Here is an 11486-nt window from a genome sequence, read left to right as displayed (position 1 = left end):
GCTCAGGCCCAGCGGGACCTGAGCGTTCGGCACGCGGGTGGTCAGCCGATGGTGCGGCCGCCGTCGGCCTGGAGGAGTTCGCCGTGCACGTAGCTCGCGCGCGGCGAGGCGAGGAAGACGATGGCCTCGGCGATCTCACGCGCGGAAGCCGTGCGGCCGAGCGGGGACTTGCGGCCGGTCTCGTCGACGGCGTCGGGGAGGAGGGCCTGCGTCCCCTCGGTCACGGTGGCGCCCGGCGCGATCGCGTTGACGCGGACCCCCGTGCCGCGGTACTCCACGGCCCACGTCCGGGTCAGGGACTCCAGGGCCGCCTTGGTCGCCGAGTACGCCGCCGCACCCGGCACCGCGAACGAGGTCGCGGACGTCGACACGGTGACCACGCTGCCCCGGCCCCGGGCCGCCATGCCCGGCAGCAGCGCGGCGGTCAGGAAGAACGGCGCCCGCACGTTCACGTCGAACAGCCGCTGGAAGCCCTCCGCGTCCTGGTCCGCGGTCGCCGCGAACGGGAAGATGCCGGCGTTGTTGACCAGCACGTCCACCTCGCCGACCGCCTCCGCCAGCGCCCGCACCGACCCCAGGTCCGCCATGTCGGCGGCGAGGAACTTCGCCTGCCCGCCCTCCGCCTCGATCGACGCCACGGTCTCGGCGCCGCGCGCCTCGTCCCGCCCCGTGACGATCACCGTCGCGCCACCGGCCGCCAGCAACCGCGCGGTCTCCCGGCCGATCCCCGCCGTGCTGCCCGTGACCAGCGCGAGCTGCCCGTCAAACTCCATGATCCCCACCTTGTTCGAAGTTCGGTGAACATCGAACAACCTACCCCCGACAGTTCGACGTTCGCAAAACATCGAACACCTAGACTGGCAGACGTGCGCCACGCCGACCGCAACCCGGACGTCGATCAGCTGACCCTGACCGACGTCCTGGCGGCGCTCAGCGACCCCCTCCGCGTCGGCCTGGTCCGCCTGCTCGCCGACGGCGAGGAGTTCAACTTCGGCGAGTTCGACGCGCCCGTCGCCAAGTCCACGCTCAGCCACCACCTCAAGGTGCTCAACGCCGCGGGCCTGACCTGGCGGCGCGAGGAGGGCACCCGCTGCTTCATCCGGCTCCGCCGCGAGGACATCGACGCCCGCTTCCCGCACCTGCTCGACACCGTGCTCGCCGCCGCCGACCGGGACGACGTCGGCAACCACGTCACCACCCCGGGCGCCGCGTGCTGAGCGAAGGGGTCCGCGGCGCCGGTCCCGCCGGCAGGATGTCCGCGTGACCAGGGGCCTGCAGTACTTCGCCGCGTGGTCGGCGTCGACGGCGGTCGCGGTGGTGCTGTCCTGGCTGGGCATCCGGTTCGTGCTGGACGCGGGCGCGCCCGAGCGGCCGCGCGTCGTCGCCGGGCCCACGCAGTCCTCGGCGATCGCCCGGACCACCACCACGACCACCACCGCCGCGCCCATCACGACCACGACCACGGTCGCGGTGATCGCCACCGTCGCGCCGACCACGACGACGACGGCCGTGCCGACCACCACCACGACCACCCAACCCCTGCCGTCGGAGAACGGCACCTGGACCGAGCGCGACGGCGAACCGGTCTACCTGCGCAGCTTCACCCTGCACGGCGGGGTCGCCGCGATCAGCTTCTCCGCCTCGGACATGGAGCCCATCTCGGCCACCCCGCGCCAGGGCTTCGCCGCCACCGTCGAACAGCCCGCGGACGCCGTCGTGGTCGAGTTCACCGGCGGCGGCCACCGGTCCCGGCTCGAGGCCACCTGGGTCGGCGGACCGCAGTGGCGGATCGTCGAGGCCGGCTGACCGCCCGGCCCGGTCGCGGCCCGACCTACACCGCCAGGGTCACCTCGGCGCGCAGCCTCGGCAGCAACGCGTGGAAGGCGTCGCCCGGGCACACGGTGCCGTCCCAGAAGTCCCGGTGGCCGTGGATCTCCGCCGGCGGGATCGAGTACTGCCGGCAGATCACCACGCACAGCCACACCAGCGCGTCCCACTGCCCGGCGGGCGGCACCTCGTCGACGTAGGTGCCCTCGTTCTCGATCCCGATCGAGTTCCGGTTCTGCCCGTACGCGTGCGCGCCCTCCACCATCCGGTCGCCGGCCAGCAACGCGTCCACGCTGCCGTGCCGCCCCTCCAGCACCACGCCGCCGCGCGTGATGGTGAAGTGCTGCCCGGTGTCGCCCCAGTCGTTGGCGTCCATGTGCAGCGCCTGGAAGAACCGCGCCAACTCGTGCGCGTGCTGCCGCGAACCGTCCGCGACGTTCTCCGTCGCCGTGTGGTGCACCAGGATCCGCTCCGGCCCGCGGCCCAATACCACCGGCCGGTCGACCGGCGTCCGGGCACCCCACTCGGCGCACCGCTCGATGCGCCGTCGCGGCGCACGGGGCGGCAACGTGGCCGCGACCGACCCGACCACCGCGCCGACCCCGAGCAGCACCGCACGCCTGCTGACCACCGCTCCCCCTGATTCGTCAGCCGGGAGCCGATCACCCCGGCCCCCGGCGGGCAACCCGCCCCCGCTGTCCATGCTTTCACCCGTTCGCGGCAGCGACGCCACCCGTTGGCCGAGTGGTGGTTCGATCACGGTCATGACGCACCCCGGCGAACCGCACCGCGACGACCTCTCCGGCCGGCTCAACCGGCTGCGCGCCGGCGTCCTCGGCGCCAACGACGGCATCGTGTCGACGGCCGGGCTCGTGGTCGGCGTCGCGGGCGCCACCACCGACCGCACCGCGATCTTCGCGGCGGGCCTGGCCGGGCTCGTGGCGGGCTCGCTGTCCATGGCGGGCGGCGAGTACGTCTCGGTCAGCACCCAGCGGGACACCGAGCGGGCCGCGCTCAGGCTCGAGGAGCGCGAGCTGCGCGAGATGCCCGAGGAGGAGGAACGCGAGCTCGCCGAGATCTACCAGGACAAGGGGCTGTCGGAGGACCTCGCCGCGCGGGTCGCCCGCGAGCTGACCGAGCAGGACGCCCTGCGCGCGCACGCCGAGGCCGAGCTGCAGATCGACCCGGACAACCTGACCAGCCCGTGGCAGGCCGCGTGGGCGTCGCTGGTGGCGTTCGCGGCGGGCGCGCTGATCCCGCTGGTCGCGATCGTGCTGCCGCCGACCGGGTGGCGGGTGTGGGCGTGCGCGGTGGCCGTGCTGGTCGGCCTGGTGCTCACCGGCGTGATCAGCGCCCGCCTCGGGTCGAGCCGCGTCGGCCGCGCGGTGCGCCGCAACGTGGTCGTCGGGTCGCTCACGATGATCGTCACGTACTACGTCGGCCTCCTGTTCGGAGCAACGGTCGGCTGACCGTGATCACGCAGCGCACACACCCTCGGTGGTTCGCGGGAAAAAGTCACCACCCGGAGGTGTGAGGTACGCAAAGTGCGGGTACCCGCAGCCGACTTGTCGCCGTCGAGCGCGGCAGGCCCGGACCGGAGGTGCGCGCCGTGGCCCATCCACCGACATCACTGCTCCTCCTGCGCGGCGCGAAGGCCGAACGCCGGCTCTGGGCGCTGCTGGCGGCGCTGTTCGCGCTGGTCTCGGGCGTCAACGTGATCTTGGCCGTGAGCGAGGGCGCGTGGTGGCAGGGCGCGCTCGCGGCGCTGTGCCTCGTCGTCGCGGTGGGCTGCGGGCGGGAGTCCAGAAGAGCCGGCAGCTGATTTCACCCGGCACTGAAGTTCCGAAAGTGAGCGAAACTCTGGTCCGACCGGGTGTACCCCGTTGGTCGGAACGGCGTCAAGTAGTGGTGTGATTCACCACGACGCCCTGTCGGACTAGAGCCATAACCGCGAATTCACACTATCGTCACAAGACCCCGGCAATCCCGGTGCACCGCCAAGCGCTCCCGAACGGCCCCATCCGGCCGCGAGGCGCGCACGAGCAAGTGCAGTTCTCCCGCACAACGGAGTGCGGAACCCACGCCGACGATCTCTCGGGCGTGGGTCCACAGCCAGTACCTGCAGGCCGAGCTGTCCGCGTAAAGCCGCGCGCGGGCGTTCGGCCGTCTCCGTATGCCCGGACGACGCCACGGGAGGGCCCGTTGTGACCCACCACCAGCCGCAAGGCCTTTACGACCCGCAGTACGAGCACGACGCCTGCGGTGTCGCGTTCGTCGCCGACCTGGCCGGTCGCAGAAATCACGCGATCGTCAGCCAGGCCCTGGTGGCGCTGCGCAACCTCGAACACCGGGGAGCGCGCGGCGCCGAGCCGGAGACCGGTGACGGCGCGGGCATCCTGATCCAGGTGCCCGACGCGTTCTACCGCGAGGTCGTCGGCTTCCCCTTGCCCGAGCCCGGCGGCTACGCGGTCGGCACCGCGTTCCTCCCCCAGGAGGGTCAGGACGAGGTCAAGGAGCAGATCGAGCGCATCGCCGCCGAAGAGGGCGCGACGGTCCTCGGGTGGCGCGCGCTGCCGGTGGACGCCGACCACGTCGGTCCCACGGCGAAGACCACCATGCCCGCGTTCAGCCAGCTCTTCCTCAGTGGCGCGGAAGGCCTGGAACTGGAACGCCTGGCGTTCGTGGTGCGCAAGCGCGTCGAGCACGCGACCGACGTGTACTTCCCGAGCCTGTCCGGGCGGACGATCGTCTACAAGGGCATGCTCACCGAGCCGCAGGTGGAGAAGTTCTTCCCCGACCTGACCGACGAGCGGGTCACCAGCTCGATCGGCCTGGTGCACTCGCGGTTCTCCACCAACACGTTCCCGTCGTGGCCGCTGGCCCACCCGTACCGGTACGTGGCGCACAACGGCGAGATCAACACGTTGCGCGGCAACCGGAACTGGATGGACGCGCGCGAGTCGGTGCTCGCCACCGACCTGATCCCCGGCGACCTGTCCCGGGTCTTCCCGGTCATCACGCGCGGCGCCAGCGACTCGGCGACGTTCGACGAAGTGCTGGAGCTGCTGCACCTGGGCGGGCGCAGCCTGCCGCACGCGGTGCTGATGATGATCCCCGAGGCGTGGGAGAACCACGCCGAGATGGACGCGCAACGGCGCGCGTTCTACGAGTTCCACTCCACGCTCATGGAGCCGTGGGACGGCCCGGCGCTGGTGGCGTTCACCGACGGCACGCTGATCGGCGCGGTGCTCGACCGCAACGGCCTGCGCCCGGCCCGGTACTGGGTCACCGAGGACGGCCTGGTCGTGCTCGGCAGCGAGGCGGGCGTGCTGGAGCTCGACCCGGCCACGATCGTGCGCAAGGGCCGGCTGGAGCCGGGCCGGATGTTCCTGGTCGACACCGCCCAGGGGCGGATCATCGACGACGAGGAGATCAAGGGGCAGCTCGCGGCCGAGCACCCGTACCAGGAGTGGGTCGCCGACGGCATCCTGCACCTGGCCGACCTCCCGGCGCGCGAGCGCGAGGTGCCGACGCACTCGTCCCTGGTGCGCCGCCAGCAGGCGTTCGGCTACACGGAAGAGGAAATGGCGCTGCTGCTGCGCCCGATGGCGCGCTCCGGCGCGGAACCGATCGGCTCGATGGGCAACGACGCGCCCTTCGCGCCGCTGTCGGACCGGCCGCGGCAGCTGTTCGACTACTTCACGCAGCTCTTCGCCCAGGTGACCAACCCGCCGCTGGACGCGATCCGCGAGGAGCTGGTGACCTCGCTGCACGCCACGCTCGGCGCGGAGCCGAACCTGCTGTCGGTCGACGCCACGTCGTGCCGCCGGATCTCGTTGCCGTTCCCCGTGCTGGACAACGACGAGCTGGCCAAGCTCGTGCACGTGGACGACGACGGCACGCTGCCGGAGTTCCGCACGTTCACCGTGCGCGGCCTCTACGAGGTGGCCGGCGGCGGCGAGGCGCTGGTGCGGCGGCTGGACGAGATCCGGGCCGAGGTGTCGCAGGCGATCCGGGACGGCGCGCGGCTGGTCGTGCTGTCGGACCGGGGCGTGGACCAGGAGCACGCGCCGATCCCGTCGCTGCTGCTGACCGGCGCGGTGCACCACCACCTGGTGCGGGAGAAGACCCGCACCCAGGTCGACCTGATCGTGGAGTCGGGCGACGCGCGCGAGGTGCACCACATCGCGCTGCTCGTCGGCTACGGCGCGAAGGCGGTGAACCCGTACCTGGCCATGGCGTCGGTCGAGGAGCTGCCCGACGTCGAGCCGGAGGTGGCGACCCGCAACCTGATCAAGGCGCTGGGCAAGGGCGTGCGCAAGACGATGTCCAAGATGGGCGTCTCGACCGTGGCCTCCTACACCGGCGCGCAGATCTTCGAGGCGATCGGCCTCGGTGACGAGGTCGTGGCCACGTGCTTCACCGGCACCACCTCGCGGCTGGGCGGCGTCGGCTTCGACGTCATCGCCGAGGAAGTGGCGCGGCGGCACCGGATGGCGTTCCCGGCCGACGGCGTCCGGGCGCACCACCGCGAGCTGGAGGTCGGCGGCGACTACCAGTGGCGCCGCGAGGGCGAGGCGCACCTGTTCAACCCGCAGACCGTGTTCAAGCTCCAGCACTCCACGCGCACCGGGCGTTACGACATCTTCAAGGAGTACACGCGGGGCGTGGACGAGCAGGCCAAGCGGCTGATGACGCTGCGCGGGCTGTTCGCGTTCAAGGAGGGCGTGCGCGAGCCGGTGCCGATCGACGAGGTCGAGCCGGTCTCGTCCATCGTGAAGCGGTTCGCCACCGGCGCCATCTCCTACGGGTCCATCTCGCAGGAGATGCACGAGGTGCTGGCCATCGCGATGAACCGGCTGGGCGCGAAGTCCAACACCGGCGAGGGCGGCGAGGACGCCGAGCGGTTCACCCCCGACGCCAACGGCGACTCGCGGCGCAGCGCCATCAAGCAGGTGGCCTCGGGCCGGTTCGGCGTGACGAGCGAGTACCTGGTCAACGCCGACGACATCCAGATCAAGATGGCGCAGGGCGCGAAGCCCGGCGAGGGCGGCCAGCTGCCCGGCGCGAAGGTGTACCCGTGGATCGCCAAGACCCGGCACTCCACGCCCGGCGTCGGCCTGATCTCGCCGCCGCCGCACCACGACATCTACTCGATCGAGGACCTGGCGCAGCTCATCCACGACCTGAAGAACGCCAACCCGGCGGCGCGCATCCACGTGAAGCTCGTCTCCGAGGTCGGCGTCGGCACGGTCGCGGCGGGCGTCTCCAAGGCGCACGCGGACGTCGTGCTGATCTCCGGCCACGACGGCGGCACCGGCGCGTCACCCCTGTCGTCCATCAAGCACGCGGGCGGACCGTGGGAGCTGGGCCTGGCCGAGACGCAGCAGACGCTGCTGGCCAACCGGTTGCGCGACCGGATCGTGGTGCAGACCGACGGCCAGCTCAAGACCGGGCGCGACGTGGTGATCGCGGCGCTGCTCGGCGCGGAGGAGTTCGGCTTCGCCACCGCTCCCCTGGTCGTCTCGGGCTGCGTCATGATGCGGGTCTGCCACCTGGACACCTGTCCGGTCGGCGTGGCCACGCAGAACCCGGTGCTGCGGGCGAAGTTCGCGGGCAAGGCCGAGCACGTGGTGAACTTCTTCGAGTTCGTCGCGCAGGAGGTCCGGGAGCTGCTGGCGCAGCTGGGTTTCCGCACCCTGGCCGAGGCCGTCGGGCACGCGGACCTGCTCGACACGCGGGCCGCGGTCGACCACTGGAAGGCGGCCGGGCTCGACCTGTCGCCGATCTTCCACGTGCCGTCGCTGCCCGAGGGCGCGGCGCGGCACCGCACCACCTCCCAGGACCACGGGCTGGACAAGGCGCTGGACAACACGCTGATCCAGCTCGCCGAGGGCGCGATCGCCTCCGGCGACCGGGTGCGGCTGGAACTGCCGGTGCGCAACGTCAACCGCACCGTCGGCACCATGCTCGGCTCCGAGGTGACCAAGCGGTGGGGCGGCGAGGGCCTGCCCGACGACACGATCGACATCACGTTCACCGGCACGGCCGGGCAGTCGTTCGGCGCGTTCGTGCCGCGCGGCATCACGTTGCGGCTCATCGGCGACGCGAACGACTACGTGGCCAAGGGCCTGTCGGGCGGGCGGATCGTCGTCCGGCCGGTGCCCGACGCGCAGTTCGCCGCCGAGCAGCACATCATCGCCGGCAACGTGATCGGCTACGGCGCGACCGGCGGCGAGATCTTCCTGCGCGGCAAGGTCGGCGAGCGGTTCTGCGTGCGCAACTCGGGCGCGCTGGCCGTCGTCGAGGGCGTCGGCGACCACGGGTGCGAGTACATGACCGGCGGCCGGGTGGTCGTGCTCGGCGCGACCGGGCGCAACTTCGCCGCGGGCATGTCCGGCGGCATCGCCTACGTGCTGGACGCGGCCGTGCCGCGGGTCAACCCCGAGATGGTGGACCTGGACCCGGTGGACGAGGCGGACCGCGAGTTCCTGCGGCGCGCGGTGGAGAAGCACTACCTGGAAACGGACTCGGCGGTGGCGCACGCGCTGCTGGCCGACTGGGACCTGGCGGTGGACCGGTTCACCAAGGTCATGCCGAAGGACTACAAGAGGGTGCTGGCGGCACAGGCCCGGGCCGAGCTCGAGGGCCGGGACGTCAACGAAGCGATCATGGAGGCGTCTCATGGCTGACCCTCGTGGGTTCCTCACCACCGAGCGTGAGACCCCGCGCAGCCGTCCCGTTTTCCTGCGCCTGCGCGACTGGCGCGAGGTCTACGAGGAGTTCGAGCGGCCCAAGCTGGAGAAGCAGGCCGGCCGGTGCATGGACTGCGGCATCCCGTTCTGCCACCAGGGCTGTCCGCTGGGGAACCTGATCCCCGAGTGGAACAACCTGGTGTTCAGCGACGACTGGCGCAAGGCCTCGGAACGGCTGCACGCCACCAACAACTTCCCGGAGTTCACCGGGACGTTGTGCCCGGCGCCGTGCGAGGCCGCGTGCGTGGTGGGGATCAACGGCGATCCCGTCACCATCAAGCGGGTCGAGATCTCCATCATCGACCGGGCGTGGGACGAGGGCTGGGTCACGCCCCAGCCGCCCGTCGCGCGCACCGGCCGTTCGGTGGCCGTGGTGGGTTCCGGGCCGGCGGGCCTGGCCGCCGCGCAGCAGCTGACCCGCGCCGGTCACTCGGTCGTGGTGCTGGAGCGGGCCGACGCGATCGGCGGGCTGCTGCGCTACGGCATCCCCGAGTTCAAGATGGAGAAGTGGCGGCTGGACCGCAGGCTCGACCAGATGCGCGCCGAGGGCACCGAGTTCCGGACGAACGTGAACGTCGGCGTCGACGTCACGGTCGAGGAGCTGCGGGAGTCCTACGACGCGGTGGTGCTGGCCGGCGGCGCGACGGCGTGGCGCGACCTGCCGGTGCCCGGCCGGTCGCTGACGGGCGTGCACCAGGCGATGGAGTACCTGCCGGGGGCCAACAAGGTGGCTCGCGGCGAGCTGGACGCGCCGCCCATCACCGCCGAGGGCAAGCACGTCGTCGTCATCGGCGGCGGCGACACCGGCGCGGACTGCGTCGGCACGGCCCACCGCCAGGGCGCGTTGTCCGTGACGCAGCTGGAGATCATGCCCCGGCCGCCGGAGAAGCGCGCCGAGGCGCACCCGTGGCCGACCTACCCGATGCTCTACCGGGTCACGTCGGCGCACGAGGAGGGCGGCGAGCGGCTGTACTCGGTGTCCACCGTCGAGTTCCTCGGTGACGACGAGGGCGCGGTGCGGGCGTTGAAGCTGGTCGAGGTCGAGGCGTCCGGCGGGCGGTTCGAGCCGGTGCCCGGCAGCGAGCGGGAGATCCCGGCGCAGCTGGTGACGTTGGCGATGGGCTTCGTCGGCCCCGAGAAGGACGGCCTGCTCACCGAGCTGGGCGTCGACCTCGACGCGCGCGGCAACGTGGCGCGGGACGAGGAGTTCGCGACCTCGGTCGACGGCGTGTTCGTGGCCGGCGACATGGGCCGCGGCCAGTCGCTGATCGTGTGGGCCATCGCCGAGGGCCGCTCGGCCGCCGCCGGCGTGGACGCCTACCTGACGGGCCGCTCCGTGCTGCCCAGGCCGATCGAGCCGACCGACCGGCCGCTCGTGTGACTCGTCCCCGGCCGCACAACGACGTGCGGCCGGGGACGGCCTTCCCGCGCGGCCGGACAGCGTGGTCCGGCCGCGCGGGAAGTCGAAGCGGCGCGTGCGCCTACCGGTCGAGCCTTTCGCGCACGCGCTCAGGCGGGCCGGTCCGGTGGGTGGGGACCACCACTCACCGGGCCGGTTCGCTCACGGGCAGGTCTTCCAGGCGAAGTGGTAAGTCGTCTCGACGCTGCCGTCCGTGGAGTCCATGGACATGAAGCTGGTGGTCGTCGTCGTGTCGGACGACCCGGCGCTCACCCGCAACTCCGTGTTGATGTTGAACAGCCGTTGCTCGCCGCACGGGTGGTAGACGATCGCGGCGAGTTCGGTGGTGTCGGTGGCCTGCCAGTCGTCGCTGAACGGTCCCGCGTAGCTGTGGCTCCGGTACGCCGTCGGCGACATGCCCTGGAAGTAGTAGTTGGCCCGTTCCAGACCGGTCGCGCCCCGCTCGAGGTGGGCGAAGCCGCGATAGTCGGTTTGCGCGATGCCGTAGGTGAACCCCTGTGGGATGTTCAGCCTCAGGTTGAGCTGGCAGTTCTTCCGGAAATCGGTGGGCAGCGCGCCTACGCCCACCTGCGCCATGAACTGGCTGTAGGTGACGGTGAACGCCTTGTTGTCCGGAGAGACCGCCACGGCCGCGGTACCGGCCGGGCATCCGGATCCGTTGACGGTCACCACGTCGATGGTCATGTGATCCGGCGGCGGGGTGGTGTTCGGCGCCCCGCCGGGAGGAATGATGATCACCGCCGCCGCCATGGTGACGGCCGCCACGAAATTGAACATGCAGCACCTTCCGACTCGTCATTGAGCACGGTATCGGCGGCGAATTGACGCAAGTCCCTTGCCCGGTCACCGGTCGGGCCGTCCTAGCACCGCTTCCACGAGAAGTGGTACGTGGTGCTCACGTTGCTGTCGGTCGAGTCCATCACCATGAAACTGGTGCCGGTCGACGTGCCCGCGGTGACCCGGAGTTCGGTGTTGATGTTGAACATCCGCTGTTCGCCGCACGGCGCGTAGACGATCGCGTCCCATTCCGTGGCGTCCGTCGCCTGCCAGTTGTCGCTGTAGGGCCCGGCGTAGGAATGGCTCTTGCGGGCAGTCGGAGACATGCCCTGGAAGTAGTAGTTGCCCTGCTCCATGCCCACCGCGCCGCGCTGGAGGTGCGCGAACCCGCGGTAGTCGGCCCTGGCGATGCCGTAGGTGAAGCCCTGGGGGTAGTTCAGCTCCAGCGCGAGCTGGCAGTTCTTCCGGAAGTCCGTCGGCTCGGAGTCGGCGCCGGCCTGCGCCAGGAAACTGCTGTAGGTGACGGTGAAGGCGGTGCGGTCGGGCGAGGCGGCGACCGCCGCGGTGCCGGCCGGGCAACCGGATCCGTTCACGGTCCTGACCTGGACCGTGACGTATTCGGGCGCGGTCTCGACCGTTGTTTCACCGGAGGGGGAGAGCGCGGACAGGGTCAATGCAGCCGCGGCCACTAAGGTCAGCATGAACGG

The 11486-nt window shown here is 71.5% G+C and carries 10 protein-coding genes; 6 read left to right on the top strand and 4 right to left on the bottom strand.

What is annotated here, in order from left to right:
• Positions 1–41 precede the first annotated feature (41 nt).
• Positions 42–773 (bottom strand): SDR family NAD(P)-dependent oxidoreductase, encoded by a 732-nt coding sequence (locus tag AB0I91_RS37605; protein WP_498779510.1) that lies wholly within the window; start codon positions 771–773, stop codon positions 42–44.
• A 93-nt stretch (positions 774–866) separates the two neighbouring features.
• Here AB0I91_RS37605 and AB0I91_RS37600 point away from each other — a divergent pair, with 93 nt between their 5' ends.
• On the top strand, positions 867–1217 hold the full coding sequence (locus tag AB0I91_RS37600; protein ID WP_498779512.1) for an ArsR/SmtB family transcription factor: 351 nt from the start codon (positions 867–869) through the stop codon (positions 1215–1217).
• A 43-nt stretch (positions 1218–1260) separates the two neighbouring features.
• Positions 1261–1806: a hypothetical protein gene (locus AB0I91_RS37595; protein ID WP_498779514.1), complete on the top strand. Its 546-nt coding sequence runs from the start codon at positions 1261–1263 to the stop codon at positions 1804–1806.
• A gap of 25 nt (positions 1807–1831) precedes the next feature.
• Here the strand turns inward: AB0I91_RS37595 and AB0I91_RS37590 are convergent, their stop codons facing one another.
• Positions 1832–2458 carry a peptidoglycan recognition protein family protein gene (locus AB0I91_RS37590; protein WP_498779515.1) on the bottom strand — a complete coding sequence of 209 codons (627 nt, stop codon included), beginning with the start codon at positions 2456–2458 and terminating at the stop codon, positions 1832–1834.
• A gap of 133 nt (positions 2459–2591) precedes the next feature.
• Here AB0I91_RS37590 and AB0I91_RS37585 point away from each other — a divergent pair, with 133 nt between their 5' ends.
• From AB0I91_RS37585 to AB0I91_RS37570, 4 genes are all read left to right on the top strand, one after another.
• Positions 2592–3296 carry a VIT1/CCC1 transporter family protein gene (locus AB0I91_RS37585; protein WP_499641119.1) on the top strand — a complete coding sequence of 235 codons (705 nt, stop codon included), beginning with the start codon at positions 2592–2594 and terminating at the stop codon, positions 3294–3296.
• Positions 3297–3436: 140 nt separating this feature from the next.
• A complete protein-coding gene (locus AB0I91_RS37580) occupies positions 3437–3649 on the top strand; it encodes a hypothetical protein (protein WP_498779519.1) in 213 nt (70 codons plus the stop codon).
• Positions 3650–4031: 382 nt separating this feature from the next.
• Positions 4032–8519, top strand: coding sequence for a glutamate synthase large subunit (gltB, locus tag AB0I91_RS37575; RefSeq protein WP_499641117.1), 4488 nt, complete (start codon positions 4032–4034; stop codon positions 8517–8519).
• Positions 8512–9963 (top strand): glutamate synthase subunit beta, encoded by a 1452-nt coding sequence (locus tag AB0I91_RS37570; protein WP_499641115.1) that lies wholly within the window; start codon positions 8512–8514, stop codon positions 9961–9963. Before gltB ends, AB0I91_RS37570 begins: the two co-directional genes overlap by 8 nt.
• A gap of 180 nt (positions 9964–10143) precedes the next feature.
• Here the strand turns inward: AB0I91_RS37570 and AB0I91_RS37565 are convergent, their stop codons facing one another.
• Both AB0I91_RS37565 and AB0I91_RS37560 read right to left on the bottom strand, forming a co-directional pair.
• A complete protein-coding gene (locus AB0I91_RS37565; RefSeq protein ID WP_498779566.1) occupies positions 10144–10752 on the bottom strand; it encodes a DUF4360 domain-containing protein in 609 nt (202 codons plus the stop codon).
• A 110-nt stretch (positions 10753–10862) separates the two neighbouring features.
• Positions 10863–11480: a DUF4360 domain-containing protein gene (locus tag AB0I91_RS37560; RefSeq protein WP_498779523.1), complete on the bottom strand. Its 618-nt coding sequence runs from the start codon at positions 11478–11480 to the stop codon at positions 10863–10865.
• Positions 11481–11486: the final 6 nt, after the last annotated feature.

Origin of the sequence: Actinosynnema sp. NPDC049800 (assembly GCF_040656635.1) — a bacterium.
In the GTDB taxonomy this organism is placed as follows: Bacteria; Actinomycetota; Actinomycetes; order Mycobacteriales; family Pseudonocardiaceae; genus Actinosynnema.
The sequence above is the reverse complement of the archived record's forward strand: the minus strand, read 5'-3'. Positions and strand labels throughout refer to the sequence as shown.